This window comes from Thioclava electrotropha, assembly GCF_002085925.2.
Classification (GTDB): Bacteria; Pseudomonadota; Alphaproteobacteria; order Rhodobacterales; family Rhodobacteraceae; genus Thioclava; species Thioclava electrotropha.
The window spans coordinates 3,552,236-3,569,812 of record NZ_CP053562.1 but is presented as its reverse complement, the minus strand read 5'-3'; the positions used below and the strand labels follow the sequence as shown (position 1 = coordinate 3,569,812).

The window sequence follows — 17,577 nt, the reverse complement described above, 5'->3', positions numbered from 1 at the left end:
TCAAGGAGCAAGAATATGAGCCGGATCGTCTATCTCAACGGAGAGTATATTCCCGAGGAAGAGGCCAAGGTCTCCGTCTTCGACCGTGGTTTCGTGATGGGCGATGCGGTCTATGAGGTGACTTCCGTTCTGGGCGGCAAAATCCTCGAATTCGAAGGTCACATGAACCGGCTCGGTCGCTCGCTGGCGGAGCTGGAGATGAGCTGCGATCTGACCCGAGACGAATGGATCGAGATTCACCGCGAACTGGTCAAGCGTAACGATCTCGACGAAGGGATGATCTACCTTCAGGTCTCGCGCGGGAATGCGGGCGATCGCGATTTCCACTACCCGCCGGAAGGCACGCCCCCGACCGTGGTGCTCTATACGCAGTCGAAACCGAACCTCGCCGACGATCCGAAGGCGAAACAGGGCATCAAGGTGATCTCGCTGCCCGACCTGCGCTGGCATCGCCGCGACATCAAGACCGTGCAGCTGCTCTATCCGTCGATGGCCAAGATGGCGGCCGAGAAGGCGGGCAAGAACGATGCGTGGTTCGTGGAAGATGGCTTCGTGACCGAAGGCTCGTCGAACAACGTCTATATCGTGAAGGGCAACAAGATCATCACGCGGCATCTGAGCCACGACATTCTGCACGGGATCACCCGCGCCTCGCTGCTGAAATATGCCGCCGAGAGCCAGATGGAGATCGAGGAGCGTCCCTTCACCATCGAAGAGGCGCAGGGTGCGGATGAAGCTTTCTTCACGTCGGCCTCGGCTTTCGTGATGCCGGTGGTGGAGATCGACGGCGAGGCGGTGGGCGAGGGCGCGGTTGGCCCGGTGGCTATGCGTCTGCGCGAGATCTATCTCGACGAGAGCCGCAAGGCCGCGATCTGATCCGCACCCAGGCGCAACATCCGGAATTTAAAAAAGAAAAGACCCCGGCCAGCCCAACCGGGGTCTTTTCCTGTCATGCGGGCGGTGTCTCTCAGGCCGCCGCATGAGCGCGGAATTGGAAGGCATCTGGCGCGATTTGCTCGGGCGCGATGCCTGTGATGACCAGTTCGGCCTGACCTTCGATCACGACGAGCGTGCCTTCGGCGCAGGTGCGGAAGGTGATGTCGTCGCGACGCGGCGCAGAGCCGGTGAAATCGAGGGCGATGGCGTCGCCCGGTTCGAACCCGTTTATGCGCGGCAGAGGCTCGGGGCCTGCGGCGGGTGCAGGTGCCGGAGCGTGTGCGCGGGTCTCGGCCTGTTGGTTCGGATGCGCCAGCAGCGCTTCGATGCGCATCATCACGGCGGCATCGAGGTCGTTCGCGTCCTCCGCCGAAGCGCCGAGCGCCTCTTTCGGCGAAGAGACCTGCGCGGGCGCAGCGGTCATCGTGGCGGCCTCCGATCCGGTGTCGGCGGCGGCGCGAACCTGGCGCTGGCGCGGCAAACCCTCGGCCCAGCCGAGAAGGCATAACGCGATGGTGGTGGCGATGAACAAGGCGAGCATGTTTTCTCCTGATCTTGCCTTGATCGTCGCGACATTTGTCGGCTTGCGCAAAAGCTTTGTGAGGCCGAAACCGGCCCATTGTTCAGGGGTCGTTAACCATCAGAGAGAATGACGAGGATTAGTATCGCGATCGGATATGGTCGCGTTTTTGGGGCTTTACCGAAACGGAAGGAGGCCGCGCGATCGGCGGCCTCCCGGCACGATTCGAGAACGGGTCAGGCGTAGACTGGCTGACCGTAGTTGAGTCCGTCGGTGGCATAGATCGCGCCGCCCGCCGCCTTGAGCGCGGCATATTCGACATCCTTGAGCGTCGCGACCTGCTGGCCATTGATCGACACGATGGAGTCGCTGCCGCTTTGCGAGACGGTGAAGTCGGACACGTTGTCGAGGTCGTCCACCTCGATGCCCAGAAATTCGCCGAGCGCGCCGGGGGCCGGGGTCGGGTCGAGCTGTCCGAAATCGGTCACGGTTACCGGCGCGTCGCCCTCGGTCCAATCGACCCCGAACCAGTCCGAGCCGGTGCCGCCGGTCATCGTGTCGCCGTCGTCGCCATTGAGATAGTCGTTATTCGCCCCGCCATCGAGCAGGTCGGGCGCGCCGTCCAGATCGCTGGCATAGAGTTCGTCATCGCCATAGCCGCCATAGAGGGCGTTCGACCCTTCGGCATCGAACAGGTAATCCGCGCCGAGATTACCGCGCAGCGTGTCATCGCCCTGGCTGCCGGTGATCGAGTCGTTGCCCGCGCCCGCGTCTATATAGTCGTCGCCCGAGCCGCCGACCGCGCCGAAGACCCCTGACGCCTCATAAAGATCGAGGAATTCGCCGAGGCTCGTCGCCTGATCCATCGCCTGCTGGTCCTCGGGCGAGAGGTCGCCGCCGTCATTGCCATCGCCGAGATAGATGTCGTCGTTGCCTGCGAGCCCCATCACCGTGTCGGTCCCATCGGTGCCACGGATCGTGTCGTCGCCCGACGTGCCCTCGGTCAGCTGATCGGGCTCGGAGATGTCGATCTCCTCGCCTGCACCAGTGCCTTCTTCATCAGGACGAGCGGCCTCCTCGTCCTCATGCTCATCTTTATGGTCGCCGCCACCGTCGAGGCTGGCCCCGACAAGGAGCGCCAACGGCAGGAAGGCAAGAAGAAGAGTCGCGAGCATCGGTGGTATCCCCCTGAAATCAGGGAAAATATCCGCGACGCTCACGAAGGCGTCAATAGAATGTGATCAGAATGTGGCAGGAGTAACGTCGTTTGGAAACAATCCCTCGCGCCACGCGGTCACTGTCGCCGGTTAGAGGCCGCTCTGCGCCAGAACCCGCGTCAGAATCGGAGCGAGGCGGTCGGCCCATGCGGCTTGCTGCTCGGGCGTCGCGATCAGGTCGTTGCGCAGCTCGATCAGCACGTTCGGCCGGCGATGCGCCAGAGCGTGGCGGTCGATCGAGTCGCCTTCCAGATGGCCCAGATAGGGTTGGTTGTCGCCCACGCAAAGATCGCCCTCGGCTTCGAGCGCCGCGATCATCTCATAGGCGAGGCGCGGATCGGCCGGAGCGTGCAGGATGCCGACGTCCCAAGGGCGGGGCGGGCGCCCGCGCAGGCGCGGTGTAAAGGAGTGAACCGCGCAGATCACCGTATCGTCGCGCCGCGCCGCGAGCCGGGCATATTCCGCATGATAGGGGCGATAGAGCCGGTCCAGCCGCCGCTCGACCTCTGCCGCGTCGGTATGGCGGTTCGCGGGGATGATCGTGCCGTCATAAAGCTTCATCACCAGTGTCGGATCGTCTTCGCCCCGGTTCGGGTCGATCACGAGGCGCGAAAAATCGCTCGCGATCATCGGCGAGTCGAGCCGCTCCGCCAGCGCCTCCGACAGCCCCAGCGCACCGACGTCATAGGCGATGTGGCGCGCCATATCCTCGGCGTCGATGCCCAGATCGCCACCACCCACCCAATCGGGCACGGTGTTGCGCGCATGATCGCAGGTGACCAGCCAGCGTCCGGGCCGTGCCTCTCCACTAATCGAAAGGGGCTGTTTTTCGTTCATAGTCTCTTCACGCTTGCTCGATATGGCTCAGATAACGGGAAAGATTGCGCCACGCCAGTTGCGGCCCGCGACAAATTGCGCCATACGCTTACTTGGCCCACGAAATGACATCAATTTGAACGGAAAACGAGGACGCATGAGACGCCTTCGCAACGTGAAGATCGTGGCTACGCTGGGCCCTTCTTCCTCGGACTATGACAGCATCAAAGCTCTGTTCGTCGCAGGTGCGGACGTGTTCCGCCTGAACATGAGCCATGGCAGCCACGAAGAGCATCGCGCTCGGCACGCCATCATTCGCCAACTCGAAGCCGAATTCGGTCGCCCGATCGCGATCCTCGCCGATCTTCAGGGCCCGAAACTGCGCGTCGGCACTTTCGCCGCGCATGGGGCGGAACTGGAAGACGGCGACAAGTTCCGCTTCGATCTCGACGAGACGCCCGGCGCTACGCATCGCGTGTGCCTGCCGCATCCCGAGATTTTCCAGGCGCTCGAGCCGGGGTCGGAACTGCTGGTCAATGACGGCAAGATCCGTCTCGTGGTCGATGACTGCGGCGACGATTTCGCGAATTGCACCGTCACCGTGGGTGGCACGATCTCGGACCGCAAGGGCGTGAACGTCCCCGACGTGGTGCTGCCGCTGGCCGCACTGTCGGAGAAGGACCGCAAGGATCTGGAATTCGCCTGCGAGATGGGTGTCGACTGGCTCGCGCTGAGCTTCGTGCAGCGTCCCGAGGACGTCGAAGAGGCGCGCGATCTGGCCAAGGGCCGCGCGGCGATCCTGTCGAAGATCGAGAAACCCTCGGCGGTGCGCAGCTTCGACGAGATCCTTCAGGCCTCGGACGGGATCATGGTCGCCCGTGGCGATCTGGGCGTGGAGCTTCCCGTTCAGGCCGTGCCGCCGATCCAGAAGCAGCTGATCCGCAAATGCCGCACCTGGGCGAAGCCCGTGATCGTGGCGACGCAGATGCTGGAATCGATGATCGAGAGCCCGATGCCGACCCGTGCAGAGGTCTCCGACGTCGCGACCGCGATCTACGAGGGCGCCGATGCGGTCATGCTCTCCGCGGAATCCGCAGCGGGCAACTACCCGGTCGAAGCGGTCGAGACGATGAACAACGTCGCGATCTCGGTCGAGAAGGACCCGACCTACCGCGAAGTGATCGAGGCCTCGCGCCATGCGGCCCGTCAGACCGTCGCCGACGGGATCGTGGCTGCGGCGCGCGAGATCGCCGAGACCACCGACATCGCGGCGATCTGCGCCTATACGCAATCGGGCAAGACGATCGCTCTCATCGCGCGGGAGCGTCCGCGGGTGCCGATCATCGCGCTTTCGCCGATCGAGGCGACGCTGCGCCGGGTCTCGCTGACCTGGGGCGTGCATGCGGTGCCGTGCGGCGAGCTGGAGCGGTTCAAGCAGGCCGTCGTCAACGCCGCCCGCGCGGCGCGCGATTTCGGCTTTGCCGACGAGACGCAGCAGATCGTCGTCACCGCTGGCGTGCCGTTCAACGTACAGGGCACCACGAACATCCTGCGCGTCGCACCCTGTGATGAGCGATTGATTTACCGCACTGACCCTGAGTAACCTTTCCCGAGAGGGTTGGTGACAAGGGCGCAGGTGATGGATCTTTCTTCGGTAGATGCCGATCTCCTGCTTACGATCGGGCTGGCGATCGCGATCATCGCGATCCCGGCTGCGATCTCCGCCTTCTCCGACAGCCGCCCGCCGCGGGCGGCGACGGTCGGGATCCTGGTGGCTGGTGCGTTGATCCTGCTGGCTTTCTACGCCCGGCCGGGGGGCTATACGCTCAAGACGGTGCCCGAGGCGGTGGCGCGCGTCTTGGCTCGCTTGGTCAATTACTAGCGTCGCCATCCGGGGGCAGGGCAGTTCCGGATTTTTCCCTTGCCAAACGGACCTGCGGCGTCTAACAGGCCCACTCTGAACCCGCGCGGCCGGCCTAAGTGGCATGCCGAGTCGCGCTTCCACACCCTGCAAAGGAGCTGTAAATGCCCAAGATGAAGACGAAATCCGCTGCCAAGAAGCGGTTCAAGTTCACCGCGACCGGCAAGGTCAAGGTGGGTCCGGCCGGCAAGCGTCACGGCATGATCAAACGCTCGACGAAATTCATCCGCGAAACCTCGGGCACCATGGTGCTCTGCGAGGCGGATACGAAGATCGTCAAGAAATACATGCCCTACAACCGCTGAACTCGGGAGACTTGAACAATGGCACGCGTCAAATCCGGTAAGGTCACCCACGCCGCGCACAAGAAAGTGCTCAAGAAGGCGAAAGGGTATTATTCCTCGCGCTCGCGCAACTTCCGCACTGCGACCCAGGCGGTCGACAAGGCGAACCAATACGCGACCCGCGACCGTAAAGCCCGTAAGCGTAATTTCCGCGCACTCTGGATCCAGCGTATCAACGCCGCCGTGCGCGCCGTCGATGCGGATCTGAGCTACTCGAAGTTCATCTTCGGCCTCAACCAAGCTGGCATCGAAGTGGACCGCAAGGTTCTCGCCGATCTCGCCGTGCACGAGCCCGAAGCCTTCGGCGCGATCGTCGAGCAGGCGAAAGCCGCCGCCGCCGCGTAATCGGCTTACGACAGAATTCGGGAAGGGCCGCTCCATCTGGGGCGGCCTTTTTCGTTTGGGATGGATTAGGGGCCGGGGAGGGGGCGCTGCCCCCGCTCGTTTCACGAGCCCCCCGGGATATTTCCACCAAGAGGAAGGTTAGTGGTTCATTAACTGGAATCGCGTTCACTCGGAGATGCGGTACAGGCGGGGACGCCGATGACCGCTCAAGGGGAAGCGCCCGGTCTGCCGCCCGATGATGGGTCCGAGCCGGGCGTTTTTCTTCCTCTTGATCCAAATATCCCGGGGGGCTCCGAAGGAGCGGGGGCAGCGCCCCCATCCGCCCTTTGCCTGCAAGCGCGAGGTTGCAAAGGCGCGCCGGCGCGGCTAACCCGTGGGCCAAGCAAATTCCCGGGGAATGATATGCAAGAGCTTCGCGATAAATACCTGAGCGCCGTGGCCGATGTGACCGACGAGGCCGCGCTGGAAGAGATCCGTCTGGCCGCCTTGGGCAAGAAGGGCGAGATCAGCCTTAAGATGCGTGAGCTGGGCAAGATGACCCCGGAGGAGCGCCAGACCACGGGCAAGGCGCTCAACGTGCTGAAGGACGAGATCGACGCGGCGCTGCGCGCGAAGAAGGCGGCGCTGGCGGATGCGGCGCTCGATGCGCGGCTGCGCGAGGAATGGCTTGACGTGACGCTGCCGGGCCGCCCGCGGCGGCAGGGCACCATCCACCCGGTCTCTCAGGTGATGGACGAGGTCACCGCGATCTTCGCCGATATGGGCTTTGCGGTCGCCGAAGGCCCGCAGATCGAAGACGACTGGCACAATTTCGACGCGCTCAACATCGCGCCCGAACACCCCGCGCGGCAGGAGCACGACACGTTCTTCATGCATCGCGACGAGGGCGACAATCGTCCGCCGCATGTGCTGCGCACCCATACTTCGCCGGTGCAGATCCGCGCGATGCTGGAGCAGGGCGCGCCAATCCGCGTGATCGCGCCGGGCCGCGTCTACCGCATGGACATGGACCAGACCCACACGCCGATGTTCCACCAGGTCGAAGGTCTGGCGATCGGGAAAGACATCTCGATGGCGAACCTGAAATGGGTGCTGGAAGAGTTCTGCAAGGCCTTCTTCGAGGTGGATGGCGTCGAGCTGCGTTTCCGCGCCTCGCATTTCCCCTTCACGGAGCCGTCGGCCGAGGTCGATATCCGCTGTTCCTGGGAGGGCGGTAGCCTGAAGATTGGCGAGGGCGACGACTGGATGGAGATCCTCGGCTCGGGGATGGTGCATCCGAAAGTGCTCGAGTCTGCCGGGATCGACCCGAGTGAATGGCAGGGCTTCGCCTTCGGCATCGGGATCGACCGCCTCGCGATGCTGAAATACGGCATCCCGGACCTGCGGGCGTTCTTCGAGAGCGACCTGCGCTGGCTGAAGCATTACGGGTTTAGTGCGCTGGATCTGCCGACGGTGGCTGGTGGGTTGAGCCGGTGAGATGGCGTGACGCTTACCGAGACCTAGATTGGCCCGTTGCGGGTCTCCTAACGCTTGTAGGTCTCGGTGGCGTTATCTGCTTGCCCTCGGCAGCTACAGGTATCATCGGTGCGACCGCAGCTCTGATGATCGGTTTCGTGGCATACCCTTGGCAGAAGGCACAGGATCGGAAAAACGAACGGCACCGTGAACTGAGAGAGTTCTACTTTCAGACAGTGTCAGAGCTCGTGGAGCTGCGGGGATCGCTCGCTCGGGGGCCGCAATTAACTGGCGATAGCGATATATCCGTTACGGCCGAAAACTGGGTAAGTGAAATTTTGCCTAAGGTGAACGTGATCGTAGGCAGAGTTTTTCTAGTTTCTGAAGATCAGAAGACTCTCGATGCGGCGATGAAGATGCAGCGCGTCACACTGGATTTCTTGCGGGGGTACTCGGAATTCGCCCTCACGGAATTTGGCACAAAAGATCTAGACCGAGTGCAATTGCGCGAAATAGCAACACGGTACTGGCATCAAGCTCGAAAGGGCGTCGATGAGATGCACTCGGAGCTAGAGTCCGCTTTTGTCAGTGAGGTTCAGGGGCACGAAGTGAAAATCACGAATTTGCCTCTCGACGGTAGGGATTGAGGAGCCGCCTGATCTAAGCACTGCTAAATGCGAAGCCATCTGTCGTTGCTTCCCCAACTCCAAAGGAAGCCCCAATGCCCAACACCCCCATCACCTTCACCTTCGGCGACAGCCGCGAACTCTGCGACGAACTCCTCACCCTGATCCGCGAAGGCAAGAAGACCGCCACCTGCGGCGCGCTCACCTATTTCACCGAAGGGGGCGAGGATATGCCGGTGGTCGGTCGCCGCGATATCGCGCTCGATTGGGACGGCAAGCCTGCGTTGATGATCGAGACCATCGAGGTCACGATCCGGCGGTTTTGCGATGTCGACGCGGATTTCGCGCTGGCCGAGGGGGAGGACGAGACGCTGGAAGGCTGGCGGCAGGGTCATCAGGCCTATTTCGAGCGTAACGGAGGTTTTACCCCCGAGATGGAACTCGTTTGCGAGCGGTTTCGCTTGGTAAAGGACTATCAAGGAGAACCCGATGGCCCAGAAGAAACACCTCTTCGACACCCCGAAGCATGAACAAAGCCCCGAGCAGCGCCGCTTCGTCGCCCTCACGGAGATTGCCTATACGGTGGTCGATTTCGGCGCGGCCTTCTGTTTCGTCATCGGCTCGATCTTCTTCTTCTACGAGAGCCTGATGATCCCCGGCACGTGGTTGTTCCTGATCGGGTCGCTCCTTTTCGCTGCAAAACCCTCGATCCGGCTTTGGCGGGAGTTGAAACTCCTTGAGATGGGGGATTACAAGGACCTCGCGCAGCGCAAGCAATCCTGAGGGAAGTCCGATGAAATTCACCCTGTCCTGGCTCAAGGATCATCTCGAGACCGAGGCCACCGTCGATCAGATCGCCGAGGCGCTCACCGATCTCGGGCTTGAAGTCGAGGAGGTCGTCGATCCGGCGGCGAAGCTGGAGACGTTTACGCTGGCGCGTGTGCAATCGGCCGAGCAGCACCCCGACGCCGATCGTCTGCGGGTCTGCATGGTCGAGACGGATGAGGGAGTGACGCAGATCGTCTGCGGGGCACCGAATGCGCGGGCCGGGATCACGGTCGTGCTCGCCAAGCCCGGCGATTACGTGCCCGGCATCGACGTGACGCTGTCGGTGGGCAATATCCGCGGGGTGGAAAGCCACGGGATGATGGCCTCCGAGCGCGAGCTGGAGCTGTCGGACGAGCATAACGGGATCATCGAATTGCCGTCGGGCGAGGTCGGGCAGAAGTTCACCGACTGGCTGGCCGAGAACCGTCCCGAGGCAGTCGATCCGGTGATCGAGATCGCGATCACGCCGAACCGTCCTGATGCGCTTGGCGTGCGCGGGATTGCGCGCGATCTGGCGGCGCGCGGTCTGGGCAAGCTCAAGCCGCTCGACGTGCCGAAGGTCGAGGCTGCGTTCGAGGCTCCGATTTCGGTGACGATCGACCCGGCGCTGAAGGACAAGGGCTGCCCGCTCTTTGCAGGTCGCGTGATCCGCGGTGTGAAGAACGGGCCGTCGCCCGAGTGGCTGCAAAAGCGGCTCAAGGCGATCGGTCTGCGCCCGATCTCGACGCTGGTCGATATCACCAACTACTTCACCTATGACCTGAACCGGCCGCTCCACGTCTTCGACATGAAGAAGGTGGCGGGCAATCTGGTGATCAAACCGGCCGAGGGCGGCGAGGAATTCCTCGCGCTCGACGAGAAGACCTATACCGTGCGCGCAGGCGACATGGTGATCTGCGACGACAAGGGCGTCGAGAGCCTTGCCGGGATCATGGGTGGCGAGGAGTCCGGCGCGGATGAGGACACGGTCGATGTGTTCCTCGAGAGCGCCTATTGGGACCCGATCACCATCGCGGCGACCGGTCGAGCGCTGAAGATCAATTCGGATGCGCGGTATCGGTTCGAGCGCGGTGTCGATCCGGCCTTCACGCTGCCGGGGCTCGATCTGGCGGCGAAGATGATCGTCGATCTCTGCGGTGGCGAAGTGTCGGACGTGGTGATGGACGGCGCGGTTCCGGATGTCAGCCGCGCTTACAAGCTGGACCCGGCGCGGGTGATCTCGCTCGTCGGTATGGATATCCCTGAGGCCACGCAGCGCGAGACGCTGGAGGCTCTGGGCTTCACGCTCGACGGCGACATGGCGACGCCCCCGACCTGGCGCCCCGACGTGCTGGGCTCGGCCGATCTGGTCGAGGAAGTGGCGCGCATCGCCTCGCTGACGAAACTTGAGGGCAAGCCGATGGGGCGCGAGACGACCGGCGTGCCGGACGCGATCCTCACGCCGATGCAGCAGCGCGAGCGGATGGCGCGGCGCACGACGGCGGCTTTGGGCTACAATGAATGCGTGACCTACAGCTTCATCGACGAGGCGTCCGCCAAGCTGTTCGGCGGTGGCGCGGACGCGACCAAGCTGGAGAACCCGATCAGCTCGGAGATGACGCATATGCGCCCGGATCTGCTGCCGGGTCTGTTGCAGGCGGCCGCCCGCAATCAGGCGCGCGGTCTGAACGATTTGGCGCTGTTCGAGGTTGGTCCTGCGTTCAACGGCGGCGAGCCGGGCGAGCAGGTTCTGCAGGCGACCGGGCTTCTGGTCGGTCACTCCGCGCCGCGCGATCCTTTTGGGTCGCGCCGTCCGGTGGACCTTTACGATGCGAAAGCCGATGCCGAGGCCGTGCTGGTCGCGGTCGGCGCGCCGGCGCGTGCGCAGATCAACCGCAAGCTGGATGCGTGGTGGCATCCGGGTCGCGCGGGTAATGTGGCGCTTGGTCCGAACCTGCTGGCGACCTTTGGCGAAGTGCATCCCAAGGTGCTGCGCGAACTGGGCGTGAAGGGCCCGGCGGTCGCCTTCACGATCCGTCTGGCAAACATCCCCTTCCCGAAGAAGAAGGGCGCGACGCGGCCCGCGCTGCAGATCTCCGACCTGCAGGCGGTCGAGCGCGATTTCGCCTTCGTCGTGGATGCGAATGTCGAGGCGCTGACCGCGGTGAACGCGGCGATGGGTGCAGACAAGAAGCTGATCGAGAGCGTGAATGTCTTCGACCAGTTCACCGGCGCCAAGGCCGAGGAGCAGATGGGCGCGGGCAAGAAGTCGATCGCGCTGACGGTGCGGATGCAGCCCGCCGACAAGACGCTGACCGATGCCGAGATCGAGGCGGTGAGCAAGAAGATCGTCGAGAAGGTGAGCAAAGCCACCGGCGGCACGTTGCGCAGCTAAGGTTGTCCTCGAGAGAGTTTGGAGCGCCCGGTCGGAGAGACCGGGCGTTTTCTTTTGCGTGCAGCGGGGGGGCTCTGATGGCGCGGGCGACCAGCCCGGGCCGCGCCCGATCCTCCCCACGGGAGGGCGCATTGGCGATGTCGCCGCGAGTTCGTCGGTCTTCCGGGCTTTTGAGATAAAGGGCCAAGCCACCTATCTCGCGCCGCGCCCACCCATGGCTCGGGCGCGTCCCTTGGCACTCCGACCCCGCGTCACGCTTCCCTATCTTCCGAAACCCGTTAGGCTTTTCGCGAACGAGGGAAGGAGGAGCCCTTGCGTTTCGATTATCTCATTCTGGGCGGCGGCTCGGCGGGGTCGGTGCTGGCGGCGCGGCTGTCGGAGGACCCGACCGTGACCGTCTGTCTTGTCGAGGCAGGCCGCGAGGCGCGCGATATCTTCGTGCGTGCGCCTGCGCTGGTCGCCACGATGGTCGCCGGGCGACCGCCGATCCATAACTGGGCGTTGAGCACCGTGCCGCAGCCGGGGTTGAACGGGCGGCGCGGGTTCCAGCCGCGGGGCCGGGGGCTTGGCGGGTCGTCGGCGATCAACGCGATGCTCTATGCGCGCGGCCAGCCCGAGGATTACGACGGCTGGGCCGAGGCGGGCGCCGAGGGCTGGGACTGGGAAACCGTGAAGCCGTGGTTCTTCGCCTCCGAGCGCAATGCCCGCGGGGCGTCGGACTGGCATGGCGCCGAAGGGCCGTTGCAGGTCGGCGATCAGCGGCGGCCGCGGGCGATCAGCCGTGCCTTCATCGAGGCCTGCGAAGCCGTGCAATGCCCGCCAAACGAGGATTTCAACGGGCCACGACAGGAAGGGGCGGGGCTCTATCAGGTCACGCAATTCTGGGACGGTCCGCGCAAGGGCGAGCGCTGCTCGACGGCGGCAGCCTATCTGCATCCGGTGATGGCGCGGCCCAATCTGACCGTGCTGACCCGCGCGCGGGCCGAGAAGATCGAGATCGTGGACGGGTGCGCGACGGGGGCAATCGTCCGGCAAGGCCGCAAGCGGATGAAGATCGAGGCGGCGCGCGAGGTGATCGTCTCGGCGGGGGCGTTCGGCTCGCCGCAGCTGCTGATGCTCTCAGGGATCGGGCCTGCGGATCATCTGCGCGAGGTCGGGATCGAACCGCGTCTCGATCTGCCGGGCGTGGGCGCAAACCTTCAGGATCATCTGGATTACGTCATCAGCTACACCTCGCCTCGGCGCGACGTGGTGGGGCTGAACCCGCGCGGGCTGATGCGACTGGCGCGGGCGGCGGGCGCGTGGCGCAAGCATGGCGAGGGGCTGTTCGCCTCGCCCATGGCCGAGGGCGGGGCCTTCCTGAGGAGCGATCCGAGTCTTTCGCGGCCCGATCTGCAAATCCATTTCGTCGTCGGTATCGTCGATCAGCATATGCGCAAGCCGCATCTGGCCGATGGCTGGTCGGCTCATATCTGTCCGCTGCGGCCTCAGTCACGCGGGACGCTGCGGCTGGCCTCGAGCGATCCGCGCGCGGCGCCCTTGATCGACCCGGAATACCTGTCCGATCCGCGCGATGCAGAGCTGCTGCTGAAAGGCGCGCGGCTTCTGGACCGGATCGCCGAGGCGGAGCCCCTCACCCCTTGGCGGGGGCGCAGGTTCTATCCGCATGACGGGACGGATGAAGGGCTGATGGCCGATATCCGGGCGCGGGCGGATACGATCTACCATCCGGTCGGCACCTGCGGGATGGGACAGGGCGACATGTCGGTGGTTGATCCTCAGCTGCGGGTGCGCGGGATTGACGGGCTACGCGTTGTCGATGCCTCGGTGATGCCGCGGCTGATTTCGGGCAATACCAACGCGCCGACGATCATGATCGCCGAGCGCGCCGCCGCGTTCATTCGAAAGGATCAGTCGGCGCGATCGGTCGGGTGATTGACGCCATCATTCCACGGCACCGGGTCCAGATCGCGCGGGTTCACCCCTGCAAGACAGGCGGCGTTCACGCCGTATTGGTTCGGGTTCGAGCGGCGCTGGTGATGGGTGTAGATGCCGCAGGTTTTGCAGAAGTAATGCTTCGCGGTCATCGTGCCGAATTGGTAGAGCGTCAGATTGTCCTCGCCCTTCACGATGCGGATGCCCGAGAGCGGGGCAGAGACCGCCACTGCCCCGCGCCGACGGCAGAAAGAGCAATCGCAACGCCGTTTGGTGTTCAGCCCGTCGGAGAGCGTCACCTCCATCTCCACCGCGCCGCAATGGCAGGTCAGGCGGTGGGGCGACTGGATTTCGGGCAGCATCAGCGTCTCCGTGTGACTGTGGGAATGTTGGTCTGGCGCTCGCGCGCCTCGGGGAAGGGCGGGTGGCCATGGGTGAGCCGCCAGAAGAGCGGCCCGCCAAGGCGATACCACAGCGGCAGCGTTAGAAGCGCGCCCGCCACGAAGCCTCCGATATGGGCCATGTGGGCGACGCCGCCCGACGCGCCGGAGGTCAGCTCGTTGAATAGCTGGATCCCGAACCACAGGCCCAGCACCAGCCAAGCAGGCGTGGCCCAGATCTTGAAGAAGACGAGGAAGTAGAACAGCACGTCGATCCGCGCTTTCGGATAGAGCAGCAGATAGCCCCCCATCACGCCTGCAATCGCCCCCGAGGCGCCCACCATCGGCACAGTCGCATTCGGGTTCGCGGCGATCTGCGCGAAGGCGGCGGCCAGCCCGCAGGCGAGATAGAAGATCAGGAAGAGAACGCGCCCCATCCGGTCTTCGAGATTGTCGCCGAAAACCCAGAGAAACAGCATGTTGCCCGCCAGATGCAGGATGCCGGCATGCAGGAACATATGGGTGAAAAGCCCGTGCCACGCGACGCCATGGGTCACTGCAGCAGGCCAGAGCGCGTTGTTGAGCCAGAGTTCCCGCATATCGCCGCCCCAGGGCGCGGTGAAGACATAGACCACGATATTGATCGCGATCAGGGTCCATGTGACCCATGGGGTGCTGTAAGAGGGGTTGTGATCGCGGATCGGGAACATCGCCCGAGAGGGCCACGCTCCGCACCGTCGGTCAAGGCGCTTATTGCGTGGCTTCGATCACCGTGTCGCCCTGCGAGATCAGCTCCAGCCGGTCCTGCGACAGTTTCACCGTATCGACGCGGGCCATTGCCGAGTGGAAGGCCTTCTCGACGCCCATTGCGGGCTCGGGGCACATCATGCGCGTCCCGGCCAGTTCGCCGACGCGCACCCGACCGTCCTTTTCCGAGATCCGGCCGTTATAGTGATTGCAGCCCGCCTTGCCCGCGATCAGGCCCTTTTCGGGATGGGTCAGCGTGACCTCGACGCCGTCGGGCAGGGGCTTGCCGTCGATCGACACCACTTCCCAGATCGCGTTCGGCGCAATCGCCTCGAGAGGGTCGCCCGGCTCCGACTGGCATCCTGCCACAAGCCCCAAGGCCAGCAGCGGCCCGATCACGATCGCACGCATTTTCAGCATCCCTCTTGGTCTCACGCGCCTTGCTTAGACCTTGAGAATGGGCTGTGCCATTCACGCCCCCGTGAGTGGCTGTCGGAAAGTTGCGACATCGGCGCGCATCCTCCTTGGCCCGAAGGCCGTATATCTCTATGCTCTCGCCCCGCGACAGGAGGAGTCCCATGATCAACGAACTCGGGCATTTTGCCCTGATTCTCGCCTTTGCGGTGGCCATCGTGCAGGCCATCGTGCCCATCGTCGGCGCGCAAAAAGGCTGGCGCGGCTGGATGGCGGTCGGCGAACCCGCAGCGACAGCGCAGTTTTTGCTCATCGCGGTGAGCTTCGCGGCGCTGACCCACGCCTTCGTCGTGTCGGACTTCTCGCTGAAGCTGGTCTGGGCGAACTCCCATACCGACAAGCCGATGCTCTACAAGATCACCGGCGTGTGGGGGAATCACGAAGGCTCGATGCTTCTGTGGGTGTTGATCCTGTCGCTCTTCGGGGCGGCGGCGGCCGTGTTCGGTGGCGCTCTGCCGCCGCGACTGCGCGCCCGCGTGCTGAGCGTTCAGGCCTGGATCGGCGTGGCCTTCCTCGGCTTCATCATCTTCACCTCCAACCCGTTCCTGCGTCTCGCAGAGCCGCCGTTCAACGGCGAGGGGATGAACCCGCTGCTGCAAGACCCGGGCTTGGCTTTCCACCCGCCCTTCCTCTATCTCGGTTATGTCGGTCTCTCGATGTCGTTCTCCTTCGCGGTGGCGGCGCTGATCGAGGGCCGGGTCGACGCGACCTGGGCGCGCTGGGTGCGGCCGTGGACGCTGGCGGCCTGGATCTTCCTGACCATCGGCATCGCGCTGGGCTCGTGGTGGGCCTATTACGAGCTTGGCTGGGGTGGTTTCTGGTTCTGGGACCCGGTGGAGAACGCCTCCTTCATGCCGTGGCTCTTGGCCGCCGCGCTGCTGCACTCGGCCATCGTGGTCGAGAAGCGCGAGGCGCTGAAGTCGTGGACCATCCTTCTGTCGATCATGGCCTTCGGTTTCTCGCTGATCGGCACCTTCATCGTGCGTTCGGGCGTGATCACCTCGGTGCATAGCTTCGCCTCCGACCCGCAGCGCGGCATCTTCATCCTCGGCATTCTCGCGCTCTTCGTGGGCGGGGCGCTGACGCTCTATGCGTTCCGCGCGACCTCGATGCAGGCCAAGGGCGTGTTCTCGATGCTGTCGCGGGAAACCGCGCTGGTGATCAACAACATCCTGCTGGCCGTCGCGGCGCTCGTGGTCTTCGTGGGCACGGTCTGGCCGCTGGTCGCGGAGATGTTCTTCGGCCGCAAGCTGTCGGTCGGTGCGCCGTTCTTCGATCAGGCCTTCACCCCGTTCATGGTGATCCTCGCCCTGATCCTGCCGATCGGCGCGATGATGCCGTGGAAACGCGCGCGTCTCGGTCGCGTGGTGAAGCCGCTGATCCCGGCATTCGTGCTGGCGCTGGCCGTGGGCGGCCTCGCCTGGGCTGTCGAGAGCGGCAATTCGCTGCTCGCCCTCGTCGCGGTGTTCCTGGGCAGCTGGCTGGTCTTCGGGGCCATGACCGAGCTGTGGCAGCGGTCGGCGCGCAATTTCGGACGCCTCAAGCGCCTGCCGCGCGCCGATTGGGGCAAGGCCACCGCCCATGCGGGCCTCGGCATCACCTTCATCGGGATCGGTCTTCTGACCGCGGGCCAGATCGAGGATATCCGCGTCGCCAAGATCGGCGAGCCCTTCACCGTGGACGGCTACCAGATCACGCTTCAGAAGGTCGAACAGGTCAAAGGTCCGAACTACACCTCCTCCACCGGCACGATGACGGTCGAGAAGGACGGCAAGCTGATCGGCACCATGCATCCCGAGAAGCGCGTCTATCCGGTGCAGCGGATGCCGACGACCGAAGCCGCGATCCACACCACGCCGCTGGGCGATATCTACCTCGTGCTCGGCGATCCGCAGGATCAGGGCGGCTACGCGGTGCGCACCTATATCAAGCCCTTCGCGGACTGGATCTGGGCGGGCGCGATCATCATGGCGTTGGGCGGGCTGCTGAGCCTGTCGGATCGCCGCTACCGTGTGGCAGCGGGGGCGCGCAAATCGCGCGCCGCCCCGTCGCAAGCGTCTCCGGCGGAGTAAACGATGCTCAGGAAAAACTTCTTTGCCTTGGCGTTGATGCTTTCGGCGCTCCTCTCGATCGGGCCTGCGCTTGCGGTGCAGCCCGACGAGATCCTGAAGGACCCGGCGCTCGAGGCGCGGGCGCGCGAAATCTCCAGAGTACTGCGCTGCCCGGTCTGTCAGGGTGAGAATATCGACGACTCCAATGCCGAAGTATCGCGGGATCTGCGGCTGCTGGTGCGCGAGCGTTTGCAGGCGGGCGACACCAATAGCCAGGTGATCGACTACATCACTGCCCGCTATGGCGAATATGTCCTGTTCGAGCCGGAGAAGCGCGGGGCGAACCTGCTGCTGTGGTATCTCGGCCCCGGGGCTTTGATCGTCGCATTGATCGGCGGGTTCTTCTATGTCCGCTCGCGCCGTGCCGCGTCCGAGGGCCCGGCTCAGCCCGATCTCTCTGACGACGAACGCAAGCGGCTGAATGAGCTGATGGGCGAGTAGGGGGCTTTCCTGCCCTCGCTCGAGCCTTCCATCCAGACGGAAAAGCAGGGCGCGCGGCGGCCCGTGGGCTGGCGCATCGCGACCTTGGACGGCAGGCGCTTTATGCC

At 64.3% G+C, this 17,577-nt stretch carries 19 protein-coding genes; 13 read left to right on the top strand and 6 right to left on the bottom strand.

Annotated elements, in window-relative coordinates; genetic code table 11:
* The first annotated feature begins 15 nt into the window (after window positions 1–15).
* Complete coding sequence (locus AKL02_RS16895) at window positions 16–876, top strand: D-amino-acid transaminase (RefSeq protein WP_083078391.1); 861 nt, start codon at window positions 16–18, stop codon at window positions 874–876.
* Between the two features lie 91 nt (window positions 877–967).
* Here AKL02_RS16895 and AKL02_RS16890 read toward each other — a convergent pair whose 3' ends face one another.
* The 3 genes from AKL02_RS16890 to AKL02_RS16880 form a co-directional block, all read right to left on the bottom strand.
* Window positions 968–1,477: a hypothetical protein gene (locus tag AKL02_RS16890; protein ID WP_083078393.1), complete on the bottom strand. Its 510-nt coding sequence runs from the start codon at window positions 1,475–1,477 to the stop codon at window positions 968–970.
* A gap of 215 nt (window positions 1,478–1,692) precedes the next feature.
* Window positions 1,693–2,631: a calcium-binding protein gene (locus tag AKL02_RS16885; RefSeq protein ID WP_083078394.1), complete on the bottom strand. Its 939-nt coding sequence runs from the start codon at window positions 2,629–2,631 to the stop codon at window positions 1,693–1,695.
* Window positions 2,632–2,763: 132 nt separating this feature from the next.
* Complete coding sequence (locus tag AKL02_RS16880; protein WP_083078395.1) at window positions 2,764–3,510, bottom strand: N-formylglutamate amidohydrolase; 747 nt, start codon at window positions 3,508–3,510, stop codon at window positions 2,764–2,766.
* Window positions 3,511–3,646: 136 nt separating this feature from the next.
* On the opposite strand from AKL02_RS16880, the gene pyk reads away from it, so the two are divergent.
* The 10 genes from pyk to AKL02_RS16830 all read left to right on the top strand — a co-directional run bounded on the left by pyk (window position 3,647) and on the right by AKL02_RS16830 (window position 13,317).
* Entirely contained in the window at window positions 3,647–5,092 is a 1,446-nt protein-coding gene (pyk, locus tag AKL02_RS16875; RefSeq protein WP_078542186.1) for a pyruvate kinase, read from the top strand.
* Between the two features lie 36 nt (window positions 5,093–5,128).
* Window positions 5,129–5,371 carry a hypothetical protein gene (locus tag AKL02_RS16870; RefSeq protein WP_083078396.1) on the top strand — a complete coding sequence of 81 codons (243 nt, stop codon included), beginning with the start codon at window positions 5,129–5,131 and terminating at the stop codon, window positions 5,369–5,371.
* Window positions 5,372–5,514: 143 nt separating this feature from the next.
* The gene (gene rpmI, locus AKL02_RS16865) at window positions 5,515–5,715 is read left to right on the top strand and encodes a 50S ribosomal protein L35 (protein WP_078542184.1); all 201 of its coding nucleotides are present in this window, start codon (window positions 5,515–5,517) and stop codon (window positions 5,713–5,715) included.
* 18 nt (window positions 5,716–5,733) lie between these two features.
* Window positions 5,734–6,099: a 50S ribosomal protein L20 gene (gene rplT, locus AKL02_RS16860; RefSeq protein WP_078522551.1), complete on the top strand. Its 366-nt coding sequence runs from the start codon at window positions 5,734–5,736 to the stop codon at window positions 6,097–6,099.
* Between the two features lie 402 nt (window positions 6,100–6,501).
* Window positions 6,502–7,575 (top strand): phenylalanine--tRNA ligase subunit alpha, encoded by a 1,074-nt coding sequence (gene pheS, locus AKL02_RS16855; protein ID WP_078600495.1) that lies wholly within the window; start codon window positions 6,502–6,504, stop codon window positions 7,573–7,575.
* 125 nt (window positions 7,576–7,700) lie between these two features.
* On the top strand, window positions 7,701–8,201 hold the full coding sequence (locus AKL02_RS16850) for a hypothetical protein (protein WP_083078397.1): 501 nt from the start codon (window positions 7,701–7,703) through the stop codon (window positions 8,199–8,201).
* 74 nt (window positions 8,202–8,275) lie between these two features.
* Window positions 8,276–8,710: an ASCH domain-containing protein gene (locus AKL02_RS16845; RefSeq protein WP_083078398.1), complete on the top strand. Its 435-nt coding sequence runs from the start codon at window positions 8,276–8,278 to the stop codon at window positions 8,708–8,710.
* On the top strand, window positions 8,670–8,963 hold the full coding sequence (locus AKL02_RS16840) for a YrhK family protein (protein WP_083078399.1): 294 nt from the start codon (window positions 8,670–8,672) through the stop codon (window positions 8,961–8,963). The genes AKL02_RS16845 and AKL02_RS16840 overlap by 41 nt, the downstream gene beginning before the upstream one ends.
* Window positions 8,964–8,973: 10 nt before the next feature.
* Complete coding sequence (gene pheT, locus AKL02_RS16835) at window positions 8,974–11,382, top strand: phenylalanine--tRNA ligase subunit beta (RefSeq protein WP_083078401.1); 2,409 nt, start codon at window positions 8,974–8,976, stop codon at window positions 11,380–11,382.
* Between the two features lie 312 nt (window positions 11,383–11,694).
* Complete coding sequence (locus AKL02_RS16830; protein WP_083078404.1) at window positions 11,695–13,317, top strand: GMC family oxidoreductase; 1,623 nt, start codon at window positions 11,695–11,697, stop codon at window positions 13,315–13,317.
* On the opposite strand, the gene AKL02_RS16825 is transcribed toward AKL02_RS16830, so the two are convergent.
* Genes AKL02_RS16825 through AKL02_RS16815 form a run of 3 tightly spaced genes read right to left on the bottom strand, consistent with a single transcriptional unit; the run spans window position 13,293 to window position 14,855 of the window.
* Entirely contained in the window at window positions 13,293–13,679 is a 387-nt protein-coding gene (locus AKL02_RS16825) for a GFA family protein (RefSeq protein WP_083078406.1), read from the bottom strand. The genes AKL02_RS16830 and AKL02_RS16825 overlap by 25 nt on opposite strands.
* Window positions 13,679–14,407, bottom strand: a complete 729-nt coding sequence (locus AKL02_RS16820) for a rhomboid family intramembrane serine protease (RefSeq protein WP_083078409.1) — start codon at window positions 14,405–14,407, stop codon at window positions 13,679–13,681. Before AKL02_RS16820 ends, AKL02_RS16825 begins: the two co-directional genes overlap by 1 nt.
* A 40-nt stretch (window positions 14,408–14,447) precedes the next feature.
* Window positions 14,448–14,855 carry an META domain-containing protein gene (locus tag AKL02_RS16815; RefSeq protein ID WP_165756996.1) on the bottom strand — a complete coding sequence of 136 codons (408 nt, stop codon included), beginning with the start codon at window positions 14,853–14,855 and terminating at the stop codon, window positions 14,448–14,450.
* 167 nt (window positions 14,856–15,022) lie between these two features.
* Between AKL02_RS16815 and AKL02_RS16810 the strand changes: the two genes are divergently transcribed.
* Window positions 15,023–16,990 (top strand): heme lyase CcmF/NrfE family subunit, encoded by a 1,968-nt coding sequence (locus AKL02_RS16810; RefSeq protein ID WP_083078414.1) that lies wholly within the window; start codon window positions 15,023–15,025, stop codon window positions 16,988–16,990.
* A 3-nt stretch (window positions 16,991–16,993) separates the two neighbouring features.
* Window positions 16,994–17,470: a cytochrome c-type biogenesis protein gene (locus AKL02_RS16805; RefSeq protein ID WP_083078417.1), complete on the top strand. Its 477-nt coding sequence runs from the start codon at window positions 16,994–16,996 to the stop codon at window positions 17,468–17,470.
* Window positions 17,471–17,577 lie beyond the last annotated feature (107 nt).